This window comes from Pseudoalteromonas sp. HL-AS2, assembly GCF_031198805.1.
In the GTDB taxonomy this organism is placed as follows: domain Bacteria; phylum Pseudomonadota; class Gammaproteobacteria; order Enterobacterales; family Alteromonadaceae; genus Pseudoalteromonas; species Pseudoalteromonas nigrifaciens.
This window is the reverse complement of sequence record NZ_CP133571.1, coordinates 1,960,665-1,983,741: the sequence shown is the minus strand read 5'-3', so window position 1 is coordinate 1,983,741 and position 23,077 is coordinate 1,960,665. Positions and strand designations below refer to the sequence as shown.

The 23,077-nt window shown below is 39.3% G+C and carries 21 protein-coding genes and 1 tRNA gene; 15 read left to right on the top strand and 7 right to left on the bottom strand.

Features of this window, described 5'->3' with window-relative positions; all coding sequences use genetic code 11:
• Positions 1-128: 128 nt before the first annotated feature.
• Entirely contained in the window at positions 129-1,547 is a 1,419-nt protein-coding gene (locus tag RB215_RS09275) for a sigma-54-dependent Fis family transcriptional regulator (RefSeq protein ID WP_193039007.1), read from the top strand.
• A gap of 146 nt (positions 1,548-1,693) precedes the next feature.
• Entirely contained in the window at positions 1,694-3,076 is a 1,383-nt protein-coding gene (ccoG, locus tag RB215_RS09270) for a cytochrome c oxidase accessory protein CcoG (RefSeq protein WP_041454483.1), read from the top strand.
• Between the two features lie 78 nt (positions 3,077-3,154).
• On the opposite strand, the gene RB215_RS09265 is transcribed toward ccoG, so the two are convergent.
• The gene (locus RB215_RS09265; RefSeq protein WP_089368508.1) at positions 3,155-4,069 is read right to left on the bottom strand and encodes a M14 family metallocarboxypeptidase; all 915 of its coding nucleotides are present in this window, start codon (positions 4,067-4,069) and stop codon (positions 3,155-3,157) included.
• Positions 4,070-4,319: 250 nt separating this feature from the next.
• Here RB215_RS09265 and RB215_RS09260 point away from each other — a divergent pair, with 250 nt between their 5' ends.
• On the top strand, positions 4,320-6,515 hold the full coding sequence (locus RB215_RS09260) for a UvrD-helicase domain-containing protein (RefSeq protein ID WP_309216261.1): 2,196 nt from the start codon (positions 4,320-4,322) through the stop codon (positions 6,513-6,515).
• Between the two features lie 49 nt (positions 6,516-6,564).
• Here the strand turns inward: RB215_RS09260 and RB215_RS09255 are convergent, their stop codons facing one another.
• Positions 6,565-7,152 carry a hypothetical protein gene (locus tag RB215_RS09255; protein WP_089368506.1) on the bottom strand — a complete coding sequence of 196 codons (588 nt, stop codon included), beginning with the start codon at positions 7,150-7,152 and terminating at the stop codon, positions 6,565-6,567.
• 246 nt (positions 7,153-7,398) lie between these two features.
• On the opposite strand from RB215_RS09255, the gene RB215_RS09250 reads away from it, so the two are divergent.
• On the top strand, positions 7,399-9,030 hold the full coding sequence (locus tag RB215_RS09250; protein ID WP_089368505.1) for a cyanophycinase: 1,632 nt from the start codon (positions 7,399-7,401) through the stop codon (positions 9,028-9,030).
• A gap of 78 nt (positions 9,031-9,108) precedes the next feature.
• Here RB215_RS09250 and RB215_RS09245 read toward each other — a convergent pair whose 3' ends face one another.
• Positions 9,109-9,507: a YkgJ family cysteine cluster protein gene (locus RB215_RS09245; RefSeq protein WP_086994494.1), complete on the bottom strand. Its 399-nt coding sequence runs from the start codon at positions 9,505-9,507 to the stop codon at positions 9,109-9,111.
• A 166-nt stretch (positions 9,508-9,673) separates the two neighbouring features.
• On the opposite strand from RB215_RS09245, the gene RB215_RS09240 reads away from it, so the two are divergent.
• A complete protein-coding gene (locus RB215_RS09240; protein WP_011328558.1) occupies positions 9,674-9,922 on the top strand; it encodes a hypothetical protein in 249 nt (82 codons plus the stop codon).
• A gap of 128 nt (positions 9,923-10,050) precedes the next feature.
• On the opposite strand, the gene RB215_RS09235 is transcribed toward RB215_RS09240, so the two are convergent.
• Positions 10,051-10,932, bottom strand: a complete 882-nt coding sequence (locus RB215_RS09235) for an SDR family NAD(P)-dependent oxidoreductase (RefSeq protein WP_089368504.1) — start codon at positions 10,930-10,932, stop codon at positions 10,051-10,053.
• A 181-nt stretch (positions 10,933-11,113) separates the two neighbouring features.
• Between RB215_RS09235 and RB215_RS09230 the strand changes: the two genes are divergently transcribed.
• Both RB215_RS09230 and RB215_RS09225 read left to right on the top strand, forming a co-directional pair.
• Complete coding sequence (locus RB215_RS09230; RefSeq protein ID WP_089368503.1) at positions 11,114-11,614, top strand: nuclear transport factor 2 family protein; 501 nt, start codon at positions 11,114-11,116, stop codon at positions 11,612-11,614.
• Positions 11,615-11,832: 218 nt separating this feature from the next.
• Positions 11,833-12,807 (top strand): transposase, encoded by a 975-nt coding sequence (locus RB215_RS09225; RefSeq protein ID WP_089368564.1) that lies wholly within the window; start codon positions 11,833-11,835, stop codon positions 12,805-12,807.
• Between the two features lie 256 nt (positions 12,808-13,063).
• On the opposite strand, the gene RB215_RS09220 is transcribed toward RB215_RS09225, so the two are convergent.
• On the bottom strand, positions 13,064-13,969 hold the full coding sequence (locus RB215_RS09220; protein WP_225741027.1) for a YbjQ family protein: 906 nt from the start codon (positions 13,967-13,969) through the stop codon (positions 13,064-13,066).
• Between the two features lie 171 nt (positions 13,970-14,140).
• Between RB215_RS09220 and RB215_RS09215 the strand changes: the two genes are divergently transcribed.
• Positions 14,141-14,401, top strand: a complete 261-nt coding sequence (locus RB215_RS09215; protein ID WP_192532648.1) for a hypothetical protein — start codon at positions 14,141-14,143, stop codon at positions 14,399-14,401.
• A gap of 173 nt (positions 14,402-14,574) precedes the next feature.
• On the opposite strand, the gene RB215_RS09210 is transcribed toward RB215_RS09215, so the two are convergent.
• Together RB215_RS09210 and RB215_RS09205 are read right to left on the bottom strand one after the other, a co-directional pair.
• A tRNA-Pro gene (locus tag RB215_RS09210) sits at positions 14,575-14,651 on the bottom strand.
• Between the two features lie 124 nt (positions 14,652-14,775).
• A complete protein-coding gene (locus RB215_RS09205) occupies positions 14,776-15,399 on the bottom strand; it encodes an arylesterase (protein WP_309216258.1) in 624 nt (207 codons plus the stop codon).
• Here RB215_RS09205 and RB215_RS09200 point away from each other — a divergent pair, their 5' ends adjacent.
• From RB215_RS09200 to tolR, 7 genes are all read left to right on the top strand, one after another.
• A complete protein-coding gene (locus RB215_RS09200) occupies positions 15,400-16,113 on the top strand; it encodes an ABC transporter ATP-binding protein (protein ID WP_309217162.1) in 714 nt (237 codons plus the stop codon).
• A complete protein-coding gene (locus RB215_RS09195) occupies positions 16,103-18,604 on the top strand; it encodes an FtsX-like permease family protein (RefSeq protein WP_309216256.1) in 2,502 nt (833 codons plus the stop codon). The genes RB215_RS09200 and RB215_RS09195 overlap by 11 nt, the downstream gene beginning before the upstream one ends.
• 129 nt (positions 18,605-18,733) lie before the next feature.
• Positions 18,734-19,258, top strand: a complete 525-nt coding sequence (gene ruvC, locus RB215_RS09190) for a crossover junction endodeoxyribonuclease RuvC (RefSeq protein ID WP_011328549.1) — start codon at positions 18,734-18,736, stop codon at positions 19,256-19,258.
• A 2-nt stretch (positions 19,259-19,260) separates the two neighbouring features.
• Entirely contained in the window at positions 19,261-19,878 is a 618-nt protein-coding gene (ruvA, locus tag RB215_RS09185; protein WP_309216254.1) for a Holliday junction branch migration protein RuvA, read from the top strand.
• A 7-nt stretch (positions 19,879-19,885) separates the two neighbouring features.
• Positions 19,886-20,893, top strand: coding sequence for a Holliday junction branch migration DNA helicase RuvB (ruvB, locus tag RB215_RS09180; RefSeq protein ID WP_011328547.1), 1,008 nt, complete (start codon positions 19,886-19,888; stop codon positions 20,891-20,893).
• A 1,061-nt stretch (positions 20,894-21,954) separates the two neighbouring features.
• Positions 21,955-22,659, top strand: a complete 705-nt coding sequence (gene tolQ / locus RB215_RS09175; RefSeq protein WP_041454480.1) for a protein TolQ — start codon at positions 21,955-21,957, stop codon at positions 22,657-22,659.
• Positions 22,646-23,077, top strand: a complete 432-nt coding sequence (gene tolR, locus RB215_RS09170; protein ID WP_041454479.1) for a protein TolR — start codon at positions 22,646-22,648, stop codon at positions 23,075-23,077. Before tolQ ends, tolR begins: the two co-directional genes overlap by 14 nt.

Below are 23,077 nucleotides of genomic sequence, written 5' to 3'. Positions count from 1 at the left end.
TTTTGTATTTTCGTAATTCTATTGTCACTCCCTTCCTCCAGCGCTATTAATTACTAATAATAATTTTTGCAGTGCACTTTTTGAATTAAATTGTCATAATGATCGCGATATTTCGCGAGGGCTATTTTATGATAAAACAATTTTTAAACGATCCTAGTTTATTACTCAACGCAGTGGGCGAAGGAATTTATGGCTTTGATCTGTCGGGTAATGCCGTGTTTGTTAACCCTGCGGCCGAGCGCATGACAGGCTGGAGTGCAGAGACACTATTAGGTAAAAAAATTCATCAATACCATCATCATACTCATGCCGATGGCACGCCTTATCCAGCCGACGAATGCCAAATATATTGCACCATGTTTGACGGTAAACGCCGTGAAGTGAAAAACGAAGTTTTTTGGCGCAAAGATGGCAGCTCTTTCCCTGTTGAGTACACATCGACACCAGTTTATCGAAATAATGAATTGATAGGTGCGGTAGCGGTATTTCGCGATATTTCTCAGCAGCAACAAACACAAAATGCATTACAAGATGCACTTGCACAAGTAAAACATTTGAGTGAACAGTTACAAGATGAAAATAATTATTTAATAGCAGAATTAAACGAAGATTGGCAAGACTCTGGCTTAGTAGGTAAAAGCCACGTGTTTCAAACCATGTTAGAGCAAATTAAGTTAGTGAGCGAAACCGATACCACAGTGCTTATTTTAGGCGAAAATGGTACAGGTAAAGAGCTGGTTGCCCGAAACCTATACAGATTAAGTAAGCGTAATAAACAGCCCTTTATAAAAGTGAACTGCGCAGCATTTACGCCAAGCTTATTAGAGTCAGAGCTGTTTGGCCATGAGAAAGGCGCGTTTACTGGTGCTAATGAGCGCCGTAAAGGGCGTTTTGAACTAGCCGACAAAGGTACCTTATTTTTAGATGAAATAGCAGAGCTGCCGCTTGAAGCGCAAAGTAAGTTGCTTAGAGTGTTGCAAGAGCAAGAATTTGAACGTGTTGGGGCAAGCAATACATTAAAGGTAGATATTCGCGTTATTGCAGCAACTAACCGCGATCTATGGGAAATGGTGCAAAAAGGCAGTTTTAGAATCGATTTATACTATCGCTTAAATGTATTTCCTATAAAAGTGCCAGCGCTGAGAGAGCGCAAGGAAGATATTCCTTATTTATGTAGTAATTTAATAGTGCAGTTAAATAAACGTTTAACTAAGCAGCTTAAGGGATTAAGCAATAAGGCAATTTCTCAACTACAAGCTTATGACTGGCCAGGCAATATTAGAGAGTTACAAAATGTACTAGAGCGCGAGGCCATTTTATCTAAGCAAGCTATTTTACAATTAAGTCAGCCATTACAAGCAATATCACAAAGTACTATAAACCCAGCATTAACGCTCAATGAAATGCAAAAACAGCATATTATTACTGTGCTTAAGCTGTCGGCTTGGCAAATATCGGGGAGTAAAGGTGCCGCTGCAAAACTTGGTATGCCAGAGAGTACTTTACGCTCTAAAATGCACAAGTTAGGGATTAGCAAGATTTCGTGATATATCGTGAGTATCGCTTTATTTCGCGAGTTTGAGGTTTTCAATAATAAATAAATCACTTAAATATCAATGTAATGCCTTTGCTTTCAGTTTGGTCTGAAAGTTGCAAATACTTAACTAACATCCGTTATGATTAAGTAAGTACTATGAAGTTTGATATTAAAGAAGAAGATATGATCATCAAGCCCTATAAAAGCGAAGGGCCAATTTATATACGTGAGCAAAAAGGCTTTTTTCAGCGTATACGCCGTAACTTAGGCTGGTTATTAATGCTTACGTTTATTGCAATACCGTGGATCCAATATAACGGCCAACAAGCGGTGCTATTAGATGTAGCAACGCAAAAGTTTACTATTTTCACTTTAACTTTATTCCCGCAAGATTTTATTATTGTAGCCATGTTGTTTATGGTGGGGGCCTTTGCGCTATTTTTTGTAACCAACTGGTTAGGCCGCGTTTGGTGTGGTTATACTTGCCCTCAAACTATTTGGATGTTGATGTTTTCATGGGTTGAGCAACGCGTTGAAGGCACACGTAATCAGCGTATACAGCTTGATAAATCTGCATGGGGTTTTACCAAATGGCGTAAAAAGCTTACTAAACACAGTGCTTGGTTAGTGCTATCACTATTAACTGCCACTTCATTTTTAACTTATTTTATACCCGCAAAAACATTGTACTTAGAAATGCTTACTTTTGAGTGGTCGGGTATTACCAGCTTTTGGGTGTTTTTATTTGCTTTGTGTACATATGGTAACGCAGGATTTTTACGTGAAAAAATGTGTACTGTGGCGTGTCCGTATTCGCGTTTTCAATCGGTTATGTTTGATAAAGATACACTCGTGGTTACTTACGATAGCGCACGCGGTGAAAACCGTGGCCCACGTAAACGTAAGGCCGACCCAAAAGCACTTAACTTAGGTGACTGCGTAGATTGTAATTTATGTGTAGAGGTATGCCCAGCTGGAATAGATATTCGAAATGGTTTGCAATATGAATGTATAAACTGTGGCTTATGTATTGATGCTTGCGACGATACTATGAATAAATTTGGTTATGAAAAAGGGTTAATAAAATACGCTAGTGGAGAGCAAATGGCGGGTAAAAAAACCAACCCTTTTAGGCTTAAATTGGTTGGATATGGTGTTTTGACCGTGATGCTAATTGTAGCTATGTTTGCTTGGGTGGTACAAAGAACACCAATTGAAGCCTCGGTACTGCGCGATAGAGGCGCCTTGTACAGAGTAAATTATGAGGGTTTAGTAGAAAACCCTTATACGTTAACGATTATAAATAAAACCCAACAAACATTGCACTACACTATTGCTATATCAGGCTTAGCAGAGGCTAAATTAACTAGCCCAGATACAACACTAATTCAACCTGGAATGATGAGGCGTATACCCGTAACGGTGACTGCAGATGGCTTTGATATTTCAAACAAGGTAAGTAAAGTTAAATTTATTATTTTTGCAGAAGAAGATCCGAGCATTAGCATAACGAAAGATAGTTACTTTTATAAAAATTAAAAGTATAAAAATGCCCAAGCTAGTTTACCTACTTGGGCATTTTAATAGGATTATTAATTGTATATATTTAAACCCAGATCACAGATTAATTATGTAATCTAATGCGCTCGTAATTACGGCTACTTGCGCCAAAATACATTCTTCGTCACTTGCTGTAGGGCTATCTGGGTATACTTCAGTGGTGGTTACATAAGGTGCATTGGTAAAGCCCATACATAAACCTAATTCGCGAGCAGCGTAGTTGATCACCCCAAATTGCTCTTGTGGCACACCAATAAGTTGGTTATTTTCATCACTTGGGGCAATGTGGGTTACTTTTGCTACGCTATCAATAATGGCTTTTTGAAATGCAGCCTCAGGTTTAGTGCTATCGGCCACTAAATAAAAACCATCGGGAATATTCCAATTAGTATTTACTGTGCCTTCGCGTGCAGCTAGTGCCGGGCGAAACTCGCTGTTGTCGCTGTCGGTCGTTTCGTGCAAATCAATATGAGCAATTAAATCTAACTCAAGGGATTTTACATACGCCATAATCGCCGCCGACTCTTGCGCTGGGCTACCTTCATAAAATGAGCGGTTAGGATCAATGGCTTCTGGGTTCCAGCGGTTTATCGTTTCGTAACCCCAAGGGCTAATACAAGGTGCGATTACAATATTAAAATGCTGACTATATTTTTGCGCTGCCGTTTTTGCAAACCTAAGCGCGCCGTGTACACCGCTAGTTTCGTAGCCGTGTACACCACCGGTAATTAAAACGGTAGGTTTGTTAGTGTTAAAGTCAGCGGTTTTTAAAACAAATAAAGGATATTTGCCTGCAACGTAATTTAGTTCGCCATATTGTTCTACATTTAGCTCATCTTTGAGCTCGTTAATGAGGGTTACTACTTCATTTTGATAGCTGCGTTTAATATTTTGGCGGGTTAACCAATCGGCTTTATCGTTGTTATTCCACTTAGTGCCAGGTGTGCCAATAGGATATGTGCTGTTAGTCATGATAAACCTTTAATAATAATTATAATTAACCTTATAGCAAGGCTATATAGCAAATGCAGTTAATATAATTAGTAAATAAAAGCACAGCTTAACGCTGACTAAAATAAGGCGCAAATTAAAACGATAAACAGCTGTTTTAATTTTTTAAATTAGCTATTTACTAAGCTCAGTTATAGTAAGTTGTTAAATTAAATGTATTATAAAAGAGTATGTTACAATTGTTTTATTACCTACTTAGATATTGAGTATTATGGCGCAGTATTTTGCCACACCTAGTTGGTTAGGCCGTTTTTTCACCCGTATTAAATTACTCAGTATTGAGCAGGAAAGCTTAGTGATTGAGTTTAAAAACGCGACTAAGCAATCGTTTTTAATCAAGGATTTTAACGATTTTTCGCAGTTGCAAAACCGGATATTTAGCGCCAAAATTAATTTAACTCTAGGTGAAAATAGTGCTCATACTACTATTAGCTTTTTAAACAAAGCACAGGCAAAAGCACTAAACATTGCAATTAACCAATATTTTTCGCAAGCGCTTGAACACAAAATAAATAATGCTAAAGCTTTATTAAAGCGCACTGCGTTAGATGAGTATTTACGCGACAGTAATACCACAATTTTAAGCGCTGAGGTGTTTTCACTGAGCAAGCGCTATCAGCAAAACCGCAATGTGTGGCAAGGGTATTTACCTTCAAATAGTAGCCAGTTTTTATCGGTATTGGCCAGTGCAAAAAATAAGAATGATGCTATTGCACAACTGCGTAATAAATATGAGCGCAAGCAACTTGCTCAACGAGCTGATTTTTATAATAACGTGGAGTCAAACCCATTAACTAATGAGCAGCGTCTTGCTGTAATACGCAATAACGATAAAAATTTAGTATTGGCTGCTGCAGGTACCGGTAAAACCTCAGTTATGGTAGCCAAAGCACTTGATCTAATTGCCACAAAACAAGCAATGCCAGAGCAAATACTGGTACTTGCTTATAATAAAACAGCGGCGCAAGAGCTTAAAACACGCTTTATTAAACGCGCCCAGCAGGCTAAATTATCAAGCAAGTCACCAGAGGTTTTAACTTTTCATGCGTTAGGGTTGCAGCTGCTACAGCAGGCAGGTAAAGGTTGCAACATATCGCCTTTTGTAGGTGATTTTGGCGCGCTGACGAGTTGGCTAACATCATGGCTAAGTGAGCAAGTACAAGCCCAACCGGTATTATTAAGCGCCTTTATTGCTATGCTCGATAAGCCTTTAGTATCCTGCGATACTCATAAAAGTAAGTTTAATGCTACGCAAGTACTGGCAATATTAAAAGACTCAGGGCAGCTTAAGCATGAGGTTGATAAATATTTAAAATGCTTAGCAGCTATAAGGGCTGAACAGTTAACCGATAGCGAAATTACTCAGCGGCTTAAGCGCCAAAATAATCAATTAAATACTGTTCATCTAAGTACCAATCAATTAAATACGAGTCAAGTTAATAGCAATCAAAAAAGCACTAATCATCACAGTGCGGCCGCGCAGTTATTAATTGCTATGCATCGCGCTTATAAAACGCAACTCATTGCGCAAAACTGTATTGATTTTGACGATATGATTTTACAAGCTACTCAGGCTGTAAATAAGCAGCAAGTGAATGTGCCATGGCAGCATATTTTAGTGGATGAATTTCAGGATATTTCTGCTGCACGTATGGCTTTATTAAACAGTTTAATTAAGCATGGTCATAAGGTGCGTTTTACCGCTGTAGGTGACGACTGGCAGTCAATTTATCGGTTTTCTGGTGGTAACTTAGCACTTACCACACGTTTTAATGAGTTAGTGGGTAGTCATTCGTTAACGTTGTTGCAAAAAACATTTAGGTATAACAATAGTATAAGTGACGTAGCGGGGCGTTTTGTTATGCAAAACCCTGAGCAGTATAAAAAGCTCATTATTACTCATACACAAGTGGCTGAGCCTCAAGTTATTTTATTAGATGACGTGTACCAAGGTAAAAAGTCGTTAGAGCTAAAAACCCAGCAAACTATCAATACTATTCAAAAACACCATGCAAACGCGAGTATTGCTGTATTGAGCCGTTATCGTTATACGCTCAACAAAGTGCAACAGCATTTAGCCTCACAACAAAAAAGTGCAAACGTAGCATTTTTAACCCTGCATAGCGCCAAAGGGTTAGAAGCAGATTACTGTATTATTATAGGGTTAGAGCAGGGGAAGTTTGGCTTTCCGAGTAGTCAGCAAAATAATCCGCTGCTGGAGGCTTTACTACCTAGCCAAGACACCTTTGCTTATTCAGAAGAGCGGCGTTTATTATATGTGGGGCTTACCCGAGCAAAACATAAGGCTTACTTAATTGCCGATGCTAAACAGCCGTCGTTATTTGTTAAAGAATTAATAAATGACAACTATCCAATTCATATTGCATCTACTTTGTTTAGCAAATAACAAAAAGCAATAGTATGCAGTGACTGTAACCAGAGGCTGTTGTTAAGCGCTAACTTGGTGAGTTAATTAATGGTTCATGCTGATATAAATTAGCGTATTGACGTTGGTGTTCGGCAAATAAATAAGCTCTTAATTGTTCTTTACCAGTATGAATGTGTTTTATTTTAGCTGCAAGGCCATGCTTGCTTTGCCTGACAGGCTCAATATCCATAGATACAGATTCTTTATTTGGTAGGGTAAATTCTACGTGTTGAACTTTTGATAGGTTTTTGTGTTTACCGGTGGGCTTTAAAAATACACCTGTGCTTGAAATTGATTCAATGCAAAAGCCTTGGCTTTTAATATTTAAATGGCTCCAGCGCCAACTGCGTTGAGTGCCTTTAGTATCAATAACTTCAGGAGCGCTTAAAGTAGGTGTAATTGTGCCGGAGCTATTAATTTTTAAGTGTAGCGGAAACCACAGTTGGTAATGGGCAACCTCAGCCAGTAGAGTTAAATTGGCATTGCTAAGTAACTGCGCAATACTAACAGGCACACTGCTTTGCATGGTTAACATAGGCTCATGAGGTAATGCAGGTTTTTGATCGGATTTAAATAAGTCAGATAAAAAGTCTATTTCTTCAGCAGAAAAATCCATATTCCATACTCGGGTTGCCTAAAATATAAGCATAAGTTAAACAAAACACCGGCTCAATAAACAGCGTGTTTAATTTTGTTTAGTTAGTCTTTAACCGTTTTAGGTAGTTAGTATCTTTAGCTAAACAAAGCGATACGGCGCGTTATTAGCTTAACCCTAGAGCTAGATTAAGATATAAAGTTGCAGCCCAAGTTATTAAAAATTAACATGATGTAATTACAAGCCACTTTTTATTTGGGTTATATCATGACGCATGCATTTACACATTATAGACAACAGCAATTGGTCCGCTTTTTAGCTGTGTTATTAAGCATTACGTTTTGTGCTAGTTTAACGGCCGCAGAGCAAAGCCAAACGTTAATTTTAGTTGGTAGCGAGCTAAGTAGCTGCAGTAGTTTAAACATGCAACAGTGCGATAAAAACACCCAAATAGCGGGTAAAGCAGAGCATTTATTTAGCGTTACGGCTGAAAAAGTTAAAAAAATCACTCAGCAGTGGCCGAGTACTAATCAAGAAGTTAAAAGCAGTACAGTTAAAGTTTTACTTGCGATAAAGGCTAAATCATCAACATCAATAACTAAGCCTGCACTGTTATGGCACTGGCGCGATATTGATAATACCCAGCTTAATAGCCTATCGGAGCAAGAGTATCATTTTGTTATGGATATGCTTGAAGTGCCTCAGTTGAGTTCTCAAGGGCAGCGATTAGCGGAGCAAGTTAACCCTAGTTTGAATAATGAACCGACTATAAACAATATACTGCAATTTATAACGGGTAGTTTAAAGGTAGCTAACGAGCAACCAAGTGTGTTGGCAATTACAGCAGCAAGCCGAGACCCTTATGCTGCTGCCGATTTTACTCAAGGTTTATTGAGCACGGCAAGTGTAAACAGCCAATGGTTAGCATTGACCCCTGCATTAGTTAAAGCAATTACTACAAACACCTGTGAAAAATTACCACAATATAGGCAATCAGAAATGCGCTTGTATAACCGTGAGGCTATTTATCCCGATCGCATCCAAGCAGAAAATACCCTTTGCAGTAATGGCGTTAATAGCTTGGTAAAGCTAATAAACAACAGTACAGGAGTGATTTTTAATAATGGCGAGCAAGACTTAACGCGCAGCGTACTGTTTGATGAAAACAACCAAGCTTACCCGTGGACTAAAGCATTGCAAACACGCCCTGTTGTTATAGGTAGCGCCGCGGGGGCGGCTATTCAAAGCGGTGGCAAAAACACAAGTGGTAACATAGCTACAATTACTAAAGGATCGAGCCTTTTGGCTTTACAGGCAGATATTAACGATAGTTCTATGTTTAATCTTGCTGGTGGCCTTGCAACATTTAATTATGGCATGATCGATACTCACTTTAGTGAACAAAACCGTACATTAAGGTTGGCAACAGTACTTGATAAAACGCAACAAAAGTTTGGTTTTGGTATTGATGAAGCCACGGCATTAGTCGTTATAAAGTCATCCGCAGGTAACTTAATGACCGTAATAGGTAAAAGTGGTGTGGTATATTTAAAAGCAAAAGGCAATCAGCATTATAACTACTCATACTGGCCTGCAGGCAGCGTTATTGATATTGCAAATGAAGATTTTACCCTAAGCCAGCGCAGCATTAATAAAGCTTTAGCAAGTATTAAAATACCAGCATTACCGCTACAACGATTTGGCTCTATATTAACGAATGCAAAATTACGCTCACTTATTCAAGCTATGTGTTTAAGCCAAGAACAAAGTACAGTTGCTCAACAAGATCAGTTTATATTGAGCTTAAGTGTACAAGCTAACACTGCGTATCATCGTATTAATAAGGATCAATATGGCTGTGCTATAAGTCATTTAGAACTTGCAGTGAGTACATTTTAGTTCTGAAAGTTTACTAGAGCGTGTTTAATTAAAACGGCCAAAATATTGTTTATAAAACTACATTGGCCGTTTTAATACTTAGTAGCCAGCGGGGCGGCTATCACGCATGATAAAATCTAGTTTTATTTGCGCTTTTATTGGCTGCGACAGATCAGTTATTTCAATCATTTCACACTCATCTCTGATCATTTCAGCTATTAGGCTCGGATAATGGCGACAGTCTTCGGGGCGGTCTAAGTAAATACTGCAAGTGTATTTATTTTGCGCTAGTGGGTTTGTTTTAGGCTCAATCTCTAAAAAAGGGCACCTGCTTAGTCTTACACCCGATTTAGGGTCGAACCATATTTCATTATTTTTAACAAATTCAAAGATTTCAGGGTTAAATACTTCCCATAAATCAATTTCTTCTTGGGTAGCACTCAAGTCGCCATCGCCGTATTTAATACAACATTTACCGCATTGATTACAGTCTTTCATAGTTTGCCAGTTAGCATAATAACCAGGCCACAGTGTAGCACTTATATTGATATGCGGTGTTGTTGGCGAAAAGGTTTAAGTTTCTACCAAGAGTATATAAAATAGCGAGCATATTGTATTGCTAAGCTTTGCAGTACGCGGAGCATGATTAAAAGAGTTATAAAAAATGAGTGAAGAGCAAAGTGTAATTGATAACCTAGCCGACCTTGAAAGTTTTTTACTTAATGTAGAAAGCGGTGGTTTTGGCTTAAAAGGTGTTGCAGGCATTGGTATGGCAACAAATAACGCAGATGGCAGCCGCTTTGTAGCAGTATTTGACGATAATCAAAAGCTACTTTTAGCACGCATGATTACAGAAAACGTATTCCAAACAGGGCAAGACATGGTACGTAATGGTGTAGGGCGCAAGCATTAACTATAATAGTTAAAACGCCGCTTTAATTTAAACTGTTAAATTAAAGCGGCGTTTATTTTGTTTTTAGCCTATAAGCTTATTTAAGGTTTATAGGCGCTATCAACTTCAACAGCCTCATCTATAACTTATTAATAAATAATGGCAGGGTTTGGCTTATTCGGCGAACCTAACATTTCGCGATAAGATGGTGGCTGCAAACCTTCTCTGTCGGTAATATTAAAATGCTTAGCTATTTCGGCAGCAATTACAGTGTGCCCGTTAAGCTCGTCACCTTTAGGGTCATTAGCAATAGCATAAACAATATCACCAATAAATTCTGGTGACTCTGCGGTTGCCATAAACTGCTGGTATTGCTCTTTATCTAGTTTACCTATAATGGCCGAACGTTCGGTTAAGAGTGGCCCCATCCAAATAGATACAGCACGCATACCTGTGCCTTTAAAGTCTACCGCCATATCATGAGCAAGCTTATCAAGGCCCGCCTTTTGTGCACCATAAGCAGGCCCATGAATATAACAACTAGCACCAAATGATGAACCAAACATAATTAAGCCACTGTTATGCTTAGCCATTAGTTTTGCGCCATGCCAACTAGCCACGTAAGCAGAGCGTAAACCTACATCTAAAATTTTACCCGCATCAAGCTCTTTTTCCCAAAATGGCTTTTGTTCAACTAATTGATCATGAATAAATGCAGCGTTATTAACCAAAATATCTAATCGGCCTTGCTCTTTTTCAACCTGAGCAAACAATGCGGCGGTTTGTGCATCGTCACTGTGATCGCACACCACAGCAATACCTATACCACCTGCTTGATTAATTTGCTCGGCAGTTTCATATACTGTTCCGGGTAATACCGAGCCATCCCACCCTAAAACTGAGCCTGTTTTTATACTGCGGCCAGTAACATAAACTGTCATGCCTTTTTTACCTAAAGCTAAGGCAATGCCTCTGCCTGCACCGCGGCTAGCACCGGTTACAATGGCAACTTTTGCTTCTTCCTGTTGCATGGATTCCCTCATTTAAAAAGATGACACATTAAAAGTACTAAAGGTTAAATTGGCTAACCAGCTCAATTTAGTTTCGATAGTAGTCGTACTAGTAATAAAGATATATTTGTATTGAAATTAGCATGTAAAGCCTTAGTATAAAAGCCTAGCTTAAAAATCAACCAAAAAACAAAGGACTGCTATGAAATATACAAAGACTACCGAGCAACGTTTACAACAACTAGAAGACAAGCAATCAATATTAGAGTTGAAATATCGCTACCTAAATGCCTGCGATGAAAAACAACCTGAGGTGGTAACTAATTGCTTTATTAGCGGCGAAGTAGATATTAACTTTGGTCACATTGGCCAATTTAACCGACGGGAAGATTTTGTGGCTGTTTTTAAAGATCTTGGTTGCCACGACCATATAGTTGATATGCATCACGCACAAAATCCGGTTTTTTTAGAGCTCACCAACAATACAGCCAAGACTAAAATTAACCTTCGCTTTCAAAGTATCAACACCAAAGATAAGCTCCATGTGCAATTAGGTGGCTACTACCTCGACGAATTTGAAAAGCAAAGAGACGGTCAATGGCTGATCAGCAAAAGTGCATTTATAATAAATTCGGTAAGCATGAGTGATTTTTCAGGTGAATATAGCAAAGTGGTTTATAGCGGAAACTGCATGCCAGACTAGGTTACTGTATATTTTTTAAATTCAGGAAAGGTAGCAATAAAGTAACTGAGCGTGTTGCGAAGTAATTGATTTTGGTTATTTAAAAGGCTTTTAAAGTTGGTTGGTATGGAGAGATATTAAACAGACACCGGATATTAAACAGACACCCATCTTAATATTTGTAATATCAGTGTAATTAACTAAGCTCTGGTTAGTGCAATAATTAAGCAGGGTGTCACATGGCTATCGCAAGAAAACGTCAGGTTAGTTTGGTCGATACAAAATACTATCACTGTATTTCGCGCTGTGTACGCCGTGCATTTTTATGCGGCGTAGACAACTTTACTAATCAATCGTATGAACATCGCAGAGGGTGGGTTGAAAGCAAATTACTTGCCCTCGCTAACGTATTTTGTATCGATGTGTGCGCGTATGCAGTAATGAGCAATCACACCCACTTAGTACTCTATGTTGATGATAAAAAAGCCAAGCGACTAACCGATAAAGCCATTATTCAGCGGTGGCACAGGCTTTGTAAAGGCACTGTACTCACCAACAAATACCTACAAGGTGAAGAGCTAAGTAAAATTGAATGGCTCTTTCTAAATGAAACAATCAGTGAATACCGAGAACGCTTAGCTAATATCAGTTGGTTTATGCGCTTATTAAATGAAGACATTGCGCGCAGAGCTAATAAAGAAGATAACTGTACCGGACGGTTTTGGGAGGGACGTTTTAAATCACAAGCCCTTTTAGATGAAGCCGCATTAATCGCCTGTATGGCATATGTTGACTTAAACCCAATAAGAGCAAAGGCAGCAACAACACCAGAAACATCAGAGCATACCAGCGTAAAAATACGCATTGAAAGTGCCACTGCAGGTAAGCAACCGAAGCAACTCCTGCGCTTTTCAGGTAAATCAAAAAAGCACATGGCGAAAGGATTACCATTTGCGCTTAAATCTTACCTTGAACTAGTAGAATTAACCGGGCGTTGTATACGCGAAGGCAAGAAAGGCCATATTGAGAGTACCACTTTACCCCTGTTACAAAGAGTAAACATTACCCCCGAAAACTGGCTAAAACTCACCACACAATTTAGTCGCGTATTTCATGGTGCAGTAGGTCGCCCAGCGTCACACGAAGGATACTGCGAACACCTAAACAGAAAGCGGCGCACCAACGTTAGTAACTGCGAAAAGCTACTGGCTTAAAATTTTACTTCAAAAACTCTCCGTAATTCCCTCTCACTGTGAAAGCACAGTATTTCGCATGCCTAAAAAATGAATGAAAAGTAGGTAAAAACGATGTTATTTGAGCTAGCGGAAGCATTTTGAATATTTAGGACACTTTAAGCCAAACGATATTTATCTTAGTAAAAATTAAAGCGATTAATTATTAGAGTGGGTGTCACATTAATTTTTTATTTGTCCTTACAATTTATTTAAGATATTTGCAGGGCTTTGTAAGCTACTGCTCTATTATCACTGCTGTACCCGAGGCGACAATAAACAACATGCCAGCTTTACCACCACCTGATATTTCACTGTAGTCTAGGTCTATACCTATTACAGCATTCGCACCAACAGAAACGGCTTCTTTTCTAAGCTCAGCTAGAGCTGTTTTACGTGCGTCTCTTAATGTGTTTTGTATGCTGTCACTCCTCCCACCAAAAGTATCACTAAAGCTTGCAAATATATCTTTGAAGATATTCATACCATAAACACATTCAGCTGTGATTACATCAATACGCTTGAAGATCTTTAAGTCAGGAGCAGTTTCAGTTGTGAGCAATACATCACTAGGATCTACTTTTTTAAACTTATTCGCGGTTGCAAGCTCTACTTTTTGCGTATCGAATTGCTGTTTTGTTTTACTGCCATTAAGACCGTACATTCGAGCTAAGTGAATATCTTTGGCTTTATCTATTGTGTTAGCTTCATGCTCGGAAACATGTGTTAAAAGACTCCCATAATGTAATACACCATAGCTGTCTATATTGTGGTGGGTTCTTATCCCAGCTAATCCGTACTCTTTGTCTAGAAATGATAGTGTGGGTAAGGATATTTCTATGCTATTACCATCTAAATCAACCAAATTTACATCATTAAAATCTTCTAGAAATGCATCACACTCTTTCATACCATGATTTTTATAGATATTAGATTGGCTGTATAACGTAGTTAAGTTGCATAAAAACTTACCTTCATGCCAAATAGTCGTGATTGCGTTGTAGCCATCTTTCTTTGAAGCATAATAAAGATTAGCCATATCATAAGACTCGCCAGTGATATTGTTAATTAGCTCACTATCTTTGAGGCTCCAATCGGGTTTAGTATTTGCTGGTGTAGATTTGTCATTTTTAGAGAAAAACATAACCGTCCTTAGTAGTTTTAGTGTTATTAGAATTACAAAAGGCGCTAGCAAATTCAAGTCATTTAAGTTTTATTATCCATAGCCTTCTTATTGAACACAATTTTATGCCTAACTGAATCGCCCGAAATGATTGTAATAAAAGGGTATAATATGACCTTCTAAGGAGGATATATGAATACACAGCATAGAATTGATAACGATAAACTAGTATTTAAAGCGCTGGTATTAAAGCTTAATGAATCGCATAAATATAAAAACCCTAGCTACCAGTATTTAGTTAATCATTTAAATAACATAAACTTAAAAACTAGTTGGGGTAATACATGGACGCGTAAAAGCTTATTTAGATATTTACAAAGAAACGGGTTTTCGGGTGTATGGGGGCTTAGAAATAGCCTAGAACAATACAGCAAGCTAGCTAAATTTTTATAGGGTATTTTCCTACACCGTAGAAGGGGGATTCGCAACCAGTACGCGCAAGCAATTAAAGAGTTGAATTTTAATTCCCGACTATAAAAAAGAGTAGAGTGGCTACACATTGGCTACACGCAATGCGTTAGGCTAAAACGGAAGTCTTATAATTAGAGGTAAGGTATTGATTTAAATGGTCGGTATGGAGAGATTCGAACTCTCGACCCCTGCCACCCCATGACAGTGCGCTACCAAGCTGCGCCACATACCGACTGAGGTTGCAATAGTACGTGTATTTTTTTAAAAATCAATAAGCATTTGTTTGTTTGGGTGTTTTTTGCGCAAGCAGGCTGAAAATAGTTTCCTTGCGCAATTAAAAGTAGTTAAGCATGGCGCTAGTCTTTATTTAACCAAAGTTTGATCGTGTTATACATTTCGTCTCGTAGTATTGGTTGCGCAGTTTTGTTAGGGTGCAAGTTATCGTTTTGCATTAAGTCGTTTCGCCCAGCAACTTTAAGTACAAAAAAGTCCATAAGGTAAGCGTTTGTATTTTTACTTACTTGTGTAAAACTATCGGTAAACATTTTGCTGTAACGTGGCCCGTAATTGGGGGGAATATAAATTTCCATTAAAGCGCTGGTGGCATTGGCTGCTTGGCTTTTTTTGATTAATTCGGTTAAGTTAGCTTGTAGCTTACTCACCGGAAAACCACGTAAACCGTCGTTTGCGCCCAGCTCAATAAGTACATGAGTTGGTTGATACTGCGCTAGCAAAGAATCTACACGGCGCAGTGCGCCACCGGTTGTTTCGCCACTAATACTGGCATTAATAAGTTTGATATTACTTTGCTCAGCATCGTATTTATCTTGTAACAATTGTACCCAGCCTTGTTCTTGTTTAAGTCCGTAGGCTGCGCTTAAACTGTCACCAAGTATTAAAATGGTGTTATTAGCTGCTGCACTTAGTGGTTTGATAACTAAAAATAAAATGAATACAAAACGTAGGATTGAATGAGTCATATGTCAGCGCTTTCTCAATTAAATATAATTCAAGTAAATGGTTTGTCTAAAGTGGTATCTACCTTTGAAGGTGAGTTGCCCATCCTCAGCGACATCAGCTTTAATGTCAAGCATGGCGAATCTGTTGCAGTAGTGGGCACTTCTGGTTCTGGTAAATCTACGTTACTTAGTTTGTTAGCTGGGCTTGATACGGCGAGTGGCGGTGAAATATTTTTAGATGGCGAGCCGCTACATAATCTCGATGAAGAAGCGCGTGCTGGGCTGCGCGCCGCAAAAGTAGGCTTTGTATTTCAGTCGTTTATGTTAGTACAAAGTTTAACAGCGCTTGAAAACGTAATGCTACCCGCTGAACTTGCAGGGGAGCGCGACGCTAAACAGCAAGCACTTATTTTGCTAGAAAAGGTAGGTTTGGCTCATCGCATCGACCATTATCCGTCGCAACTCTCTGGTGGTGAGCAGCAACGCGTTGCTATTGCGCGGGCATTTATTGGCACACCAAAAATACTGTTTGCCGATGAGCCTTCGGCAAACCTAGACAGTAAAAACGGTAAAATGATTGAGTCGTTATTATTTGATCTAAATTCGCAGCACGGTACTACGCTTATTTTAGTAACGCATGACGAGGCACTTGCACAAAAATGCCAGCATATTATTCAAATTGAAGGTGGCCGATTAGTAGAAAACTCAGCAGAGGAAATAGCAAATGTGGGCTAAGTTAGCGCTTAAGTTATTTTCGCGGGAGTTTCGCCGTGGTGAGCTTACGGTGATAAGTGCGGCTATAGCGCTTGCGGTACTTACCGTGCTTACTTTATCTATGGTTACCGAGCGTATTGCGCAGAGCATTGCGCAAAAAAGTAGCGCCTTTATTGCCGCCGACCGAGTGCTTGGCAGTAATCACGTAATCGACACTTCTTATATAGCTAAAGCAGAGCAACAAAATTTAAAAACCGCACAAATGCTTTACTTCGACACTATGTTATTTGCCAACGACGAAATGCAATTTAGTTCGGTAAAAGCGGCTTCAAGTGGTTACCCGTTAAAGGGGCAACTTAAGGTTAAGTCGAGCCTAAATGGAGAAACCGAAGTTGCTAACGGCGGACCAACACTTGGCAATGTGTGGCTTAGCGAGTCGGTATTTTATAGTTTAAATATAGATATAGGCGATGTAGTAGAGCTAGGTGCTGCATTATTTAACGTTGAAAAAGTAATTGTAGAAGAGCCCGACGCGCCTTTTAATGTGTTTTCGAGTAGCCGCAGGGTGCTTATAAACATTAACGACGTGGAAAAAACAGAAGTAATACAACCGGGTAGCCGAGTGTTTTATCGTCAGCTTTATGCCGGCGATGAAAGCGATATAAATAGTTTTTATGATTGGCTAAAACCGCAGTTAAAAGAAAACCAGCAATGGTATGGCGTAAAAGATCGCCAATCGCCAATATCTAATAGTTTAAACCGTGCAGAAAGCTTTTTGTTGCTAGCAGGTTTGCTGGGCATTATTTTAGCCGCAGTGGCAATTGCGGTGTCTGCAAAGCGTTATTGTGAACGCCAATACGACCCAGTTGCTATGATGAAAACCTTAGGTGGTAGCCGGGCAATGATCCGCAAAATTTACCTTACACATCTATTAATGGTGTGTTTAATGGCGGTAACAGTGGGTTTATTAATTGGCTATGGTTTACAAGAAATTGCGACACATTATTTAGCAAAAAGCATGGGTACAACGTTGCCAATGGCGGGTTTTAAGCCGTGGTTAGTGGCAATTAGTACAGGTGTAATTTGTGCTGTGATGTTTTCTATCAAGCCCTTATTTGATTTATTTGATATTCCGCCATTGCGAGTGCTGCGTCGTAACTTAGGCGATAAACTAGCGGTTAGCAGGGTGCACTTAGCTATGAGTGCGTTTACCGTGTTTTTACTCATGTGGCTATTTAGCAATAATATAAAAATTACTCTGATTTTGTTTGCCTCAACCCTTACTTTAATTGGCGTGTTGTTTTTGGTGTCTAAAGTTATATTTGGTGGTGGCCGTAAATTAGGCTTAAAGCCGGGTAACAGTTGGTCGCTGGCAATTGCGTCAATTCAAAAGCGTGCAAATGTGAATGCAGTCCAGCTGATCAGCTTTTCCCTCGCTATTAAGCTATTACTATTTTTAGTGGTACTTAAAAACGACATGATAGCCGATTGGCAGTCGCAGTTACCAGATGATGCTCCCAATGCATTTTTAGTCAATATTACCCAAAACGAACTTGAGCCAATTAATACTTATTTGGCGCAAAAAAACATTCAGGTATCGGAGTTTTATCCCACCATTCGTGGCCGGGTAAATGCGGTAAATGGCGAGTTGGTAGCGCGAGAAGTATCTCTGCAAGACAACGAGAAAAAAGATGAAGAGGCACGCGCTGGTATTGGTCGCGAGCTAAATTTAACCTGGCTTGAAACGCCGCCAGCGCAAAACGAAATAGTGCAAGGGCAGTGGTTTAATGAAAACACATTAGCAGAGGCATCTATTGAGGAGTCTATGCTTGAGCGTTTAGATGTTGAACTTGGCGACACGTTAACGTTTTTAATTGGTGCGCAGTCGTTTGATGCTAAAATTACCAGCGTGCGTAAAGTAAACTGGGCCACCCTTAAGCCAAACTTTTTTATTATTTTAAGTCCTGATGTGCTCAAAGACTTTCCGGCAACGTATATTTCGTCGGTACGTATTGAGCCTGATCAAAAACGCGACTTTAGCCAATTGCTGCGCAGCTATCCAACGGTTACCGCCATAGATGTAGGTAACTTTGTTAAACAAATACAATCAACCATAGAGCAAGTGTCACTTGCAATTGGCTTTGTACTTACTATTGTGGTGTTGTGTGGTGCACTGGTATTAATATCGCAAGTGCAAGCAAGCTTAGGCGAGCGCATGCAAGAAATTGTAATACTGCGCACACTTGGTGCAAAAAGCCGGCTTATTAAAAACGCTACTTTATATGAGTTTTTATTGCTTGGTGGTTTGGCCGGCTTAGTTGCCGCTTTTTTTAGTGATATTGCACTATTAGTTGTACAGCAGCAGTTATTTGATCTGGCGGGTAAATTACATCCACATATTTGGATAATAGGACCGGTGGCAGGTGGAGTGTTTGTAGCGGGGTTAGGCTATTTTATGATTGCTCGCACACTTAAGCAAAACACCCAAGGGCTGGTGCGTGCGTTAGGTTAAGTTGCCAATATTTAAGCAAAAGGAAAACGCCCACTTAAGTGGGCGTTTTTGTTTTATTGTTACTGGTAATTTATACAGTGCTCTGGCATTATTAGCCTAATTAACGAATAACAATAATGAGAGTGCTTTTTGGCCATAATTTTAGGGATTGATCCAGGCTCACGCTTAACTGGCTACGGTGTTGTAGCGCATCAGGGGTCTAAATTCACTTATTTAGGCAGTGGTTGCATTAAATTAGCGGATCATGAGTTTCATATAAGACTTAAAATGATTTACCAAGGCATTACCCAGCTTATAGAGCAGTTTTCGCCAGAAACCTTCGCGATAGAAAAAGTGTTTATGGCGCACAATCCCGACTCAGCCTTAAAGCTAGGCCAAGCACGTGGTGCTGCTATTGTAGGCGCTGCAATGGCCGACTTACCAGTATTTGAATACTCAGCAAGGCAAATAAAACAAGCCGTAGTAGGCAATGGTGGCGCCGATAAAACTCAAGTACAGCATATGGTTAAAAACATTTTAAAACTACCTGGTACGCCACAAGCTGATGCCGCCGATGCACTGGCTATTGCTATTTGCCATGCGCACTCAGAACAAAATTTAATAAAACTAGCGGGTAGCGCAAGCAAAACCGTTAGAGGACGTTTAAGGAAATAACTATGATTGGTCGCTTAAATGGTATTTTAGTAGAAAAACAACCTCCCGAAATATTATTAGAGGTAAGTGGTGTTGGCTACGAAGTGCAAATGCCAATGACCTGCTTTTACGACTTACCTAAAGTTGGCGAAAGTGCCATTGTTTATACTCATTTTGTAGTACGCGAAGATGCACAACTATTGTTTGGCTTTAACAACAAGGTAGAGCGTGCCTTATTTAGAGAGTTATTAAAGGCCAATGGCGTAGGGCCAAAGCTAGGTTTAGCTATTTTGTCGGGTATGTCGGCGCAGCAATTTGTAAGCTGTGTAAATAACGAAGACTCCACAAGCTTAGTTAAATTACCCGGTGTAGGTAAAAAAACCGCCGAGCGGCTAGTACTCGAAATGAAAGACAGATTAAAAAATTGGGGCAACGATTTATTCACCCCTTCCAGCGACAGTGCGGTTATTGAGCCGTTTAGCGACGCAACAATTGCTAATAATGCCGCCGATGATGCTGTGTCGGCTTTGGTGTCGCTAGGTTATAAATTGCCACAAGCGCAAAAAGCAGTAAAATCAGTAAGTAAACCCGATATGTCTACTGAGGTTCTTATTAAAGAATCTTTAAAATCAATGCTGTGAGTAACCTATGATCGAAGCTGATCGCTTAATTGACGCGACTGAAAAACCCAACGAAGACTCTATAGACCGTGCAATTAGGCCAAAATTACTCGCCGATTACCGTGGTCAACCGCATGTTAAACAGCAAATGGAAATTTTTATTGAAGCGGCCCGTAGCCGAGGCGAAGCACTCGATCACCTGCTTATTTTTGGCCCACCAGGTTTGGGTAAAACTACATTAGCTAATATTGTTGCCAACGAGCTGCAGGTAAATATAAAGGCAACCTCAGGGCCAGTGCTCGAAAAAGCCGGTGATTTAGCCGCATTGCTAACCAACCTTGAAGAAGGTGATGTATTATTTATTGATGAAATACACAGGTTAAGCCCACAAGTTGAAGAAATACTCTACCCAGCAATGGAAGACTACCAACTTGATATTATGATAGGTGAAGGCCCAGCAGCACGCTCGATAAAATTAGATTTACCCTCGTTTACGCTTATTGGCGCAACGACTCGCGCGGGTTCGTTAACCTCGCCACTGCGTGACCGCTTTGGTATTGTGCAGCGCTTAGAGTTTTATTCAGTAGAAGACTTATCGTACATAGTAGGGCGATCGGCGCATTTTCTTGATTTAGAAATGTGCGACGAGGGTGCAGTTGAAATTGCTAAACGCTCACGCGGTACCCCCCGTATTGCCAATAGATTACTACGCCGAGTGCGTGACTACACCCAAGTAAAGTCAGACGGTACGGTAAACGCCGAAGTGGCAGAGCTGGCACTTAATATGATAGATGTAGATAAAAGCGGTTTTGATTATATGGATCGTAAGTACTTACTCGCCATTATAGAAAAATTTATGGGCGGCCCAGTTGGGCTCGACAATATAGCTGCAGCTATTGGCGAGGAAAAAGAGACTATTGAAGATGTAATAGAACCCTTTTTAATTCAACAGGGCTTTATTCAGCGTACACCCCGTGGACGAATAGTGTCAGACAACGCATATCATCACTTTGGTTTACTACCAAAGCAAGACTAATAAAAAGCTTTACCCAATTTAAAAAGCCATTGCGATTAATTAATTGCAATGGCTTTTTAGTTTATGCTTAGCCGTGTTTTATGTTGCTTTGCGCTGCCGTTATATTCATTCTATAGGCACGTTATTGGCGCTATACTTGGTGAGTTTTAATGTGGTTGGTATGCGTACTTAAATTTAGCAATAATTCACGATGCGTTAAGTCAATCAAGGTTATTGTGCCTGCGTTATATTGCTGGTGTTAACTAATAGGTGGTTTGCTGTGGCGCACTAGCTTAGGCTTTATGCAATTGTTATAAACGCTAAAGTTGTGATGCTAACTTAATACCTAGGTATTCATGTTATGAAGATTATTTATGGGCAAAAAAAAGCCCGCAAATAATGCGGGCAAACAACAAGTTGAAGGAAGTAATCTTGGGAACTCTATTTTACTTACTTAGGTTTTATCCTAAAAAAGTAAAACAATGTAATACGATGAAATGTCATATTACGAAGAACTGGGTGCAATGAAAACTTTCATTTAATGCGTTAGTTCGGTATGAGGTAATAATACCGAAGAGTTGTTTTTTGTTCAAACTAGAAAATTTATAATTTCAGATAAAAAAAACTAATCTGAATGCTTTTTATGAATGTTCAATTATTGCACGTTAATTAATCGTTAACATTATAACTTTATGAAATTATTTGCTTATATTGTATTTTACAGTAAATTTCGGTATTAGTTTTACTATTACGTTAAAGTAAACCTTAGGTTGTTTTGCGTGCTTATGCTTATATTTTGAATAAACAGCTAATTTAACTGAGTGTTACCTTTATAATAGCGCATTAATAAACACTAATATTAATTACGCAATTATAATAAACGGGTTATTTTACGGTTTAATAAAAATAAAAGAATTTTTTAACGTTTTTTGTTGTCTATTCATAGCAAGATCGTTGTAAGCGGGAAATACACTATATACACTAGCTACAATTTTAGACGCTTACCCTTTGTAGTTCTGGTGTAAGGTCATATTATCCAAATAAATCAATTTGATGTGTTTTTAATTTTTTAGGAGTTTAACGTGGGATCAGGGCTTAATTTTTTAGATCTAATTCTAGAAGCAAGTTTGCTTGTGCAACTAGTGATGCTAGCGTTAGTAGCGATGTCGGTAATGTCGTGGGCTATTATTTTTCAGCGTAAAAAGGCAATCTCAGACGCTTTAAGCAATGCCAAAAAGTTCGAACAAAAGTTTTGGTCTGGAATTGATTTAAGTAAGCTGTATAGCGAAATTTCATCACGTAGTGGGCAATCAAAAGGTATAGAAGCATTATTTACCGCTGGCTTTAAAGAGTTTGCACGTCATAAAAAAAATACATTTCAAAGTGCAGGCATTGTTATGGAAGGCACACATCGCTCCATGCGCGTGGCGCTTTCACGTGAGGTAGAAAAATTAGAATCAAGTTTGTCATTTTTAGCAACCGTGGGCTCAATTAGTCCATATATAGGCTTGTTTGGTACAGTATGGGGCATAATGAATGCCTTTATTGCACTGGGCGAAGTTAAGCAAGCTACGCTACAAATGGTAGCACCAGGTATTGCTGAAGCGTTGATTGCTACTGCAATGGGCTTATTTGCAGCTATTCCAGCTGTTATTGCTTATAACCGTTTTGCTAATAAAGTTGAAAAATTAGAAACGCATTACATTAACTTTATGGAAGAGTTTGCTAATATCCTACACCGTCAAGCAGCTACTCAAATAGAGGCCCAAGCGAATGTATCAGCGTAAAAAGCGCCGTCCGGTCGCAGAAATTAATGTAGTGCCTTACATTGATGTAATGTTGGTACTACTAATTATATTTATGGCTACAGCACCTCTCATTACTCACGGTGTTAAAGTTGACTTACCAAAAATGGAAGAGTCAGACTTAGTTGATACTAAAGATACGCCACCTATTATTGCCTCTATAGATGCTGATGGCCGATACTATGTAAGCGTAGGCACCGACCCTGAAGAGCCAATGGAAGCGCTAGATGTAGCTGCCGTAATTAAGTTACAGCTGATGAAAAATCCAGATGTACCTGTAATGATAAAAGGCTCGGGCAAAGTGTCATATCAAGAAGTATTACTATTAATGGACTTTTTAAAAAGAGCAGGCGTGCCATCGGTAGGGTTAATGACAGAATCCTTTGAGGGGACGAAGTAG

Coding starts and splice junctions, on each gene's coding strand:
- ruvA (WP_309216254.1), top strand. CDS start 19,261: ATGATTGGTCGCTTAAATGGTATTTTAGTAGAAAAACAACCTCCCGAA.
- RB215_RS09275 (WP_193039007.1), top strand. CDS start 129: ATGATAAAACAATTTTTAAACGATCCTAGTTTATTACTCAACGCAGTG.
- RB215_RS09250 (WP_089368505.1), top strand. CDS start 7,399: ATGACGCATGCATTTACACATTATAGACAACAGCAATTGGTCCGCTTT.
- RB215_RS09260 (WP_309216261.1), top strand. CDS start 4,320: ATGGCGCAGTATTTTGCCACACCTAGTTGGTTAGGCCGTTTTTTCACC.
- RB215_RS09205 (WP_309216258.1), bottom strand. CDS start 15,399: ATGACTCATTCAATCCTACGTTTTGTATTCATTTTATTTTTAGTTATC.
- RB215_RS09230 (WP_089368503.1), top strand. CDS start 11,114: ATGAAATATACAAAGACTACCGAGCAACGTTTACAACAACTAGAAGAC.
- ruvB (WP_011328547.1), top strand. CDS start 19,886: ATGATCGAAGCTGATCGCTTAATTGACGCGACTGAAAAACCCAACGAA.
- RB215_RS09265 (WP_089368508.1), bottom strand. CDS start 4,069: ATGACTAACAGCACATATCCTATTGGCACACCTGGCACTAAGTGGAAT.
- tolR (WP_041454479.1), top strand. CDS start 22,646: ATGTATCAGCGTAAAAAGCGCCGTCCGGTCGCAGAAATTAATGTAGTG.
- RB215_RS09235 (WP_089368504.1), bottom strand. CDS start 10,932: ATGCAACAGGAAGAAGCAAAAGTTGCCATTGTAACCGGTGCTAGCCGC.
- RB215_RS09245 (WP_086994494.1), bottom strand. CDS start 9,507: ATGAAAGACTGTAATCAATGCGGTAAATGTTGTATTAAATACGGCGAT.
- RB215_RS09195 (WP_309216256.1), top strand. CDS start 16,103: ATGTGGGCTAAGTTAGCGCTTAAGTTATTTTCGCGGGAGTTTCGCCGT.
- RB215_RS09220 (WP_225741027.1), bottom strand. CDS start 13,969: ATGTTTTTCTCTAAAAATGACAAATCTACACCAGCAAATACTAAACCC.
- RB215_RS09255 (WP_089368506.1), bottom strand. CDS start 7,152: ATGGATTTTTCTGCTGAAGAAATAGACTTTTTATCTGACTTATTTAAA.
- RB215_RS09225 (WP_089368564.1), top strand. CDS start 11,833: ATGGCTATCGCAAGAAAACGTCAGGTTAGTTTGGTCGATACAAAATAC.
- RB215_RS09215 (WP_192532648.1), top strand. CDS start 14,141: ATGAATACACAGCATAGAATTGATAACGATAAACTAGTATTTAAAGCG.
- ccoG (WP_041454483.1), top strand. CDS start 1,694: ATGAAGTTTGATATTAAAGAAGAAGATATGATCATCAAGCCCTATAAA.
- RB215_RS09240 (WP_011328558.1), top strand. CDS start 9,674: ATGAGTGAAGAGCAAAGTGTAATTGATAACCTAGCCGACCTTGAAAGT.
- RB215_RS09200 (WP_309217162.1), top strand. CDS start 15,400: ATGTCAGCGCTTTCTCAATTAAATATAATTCAAGTAAATGGTTTGTCT.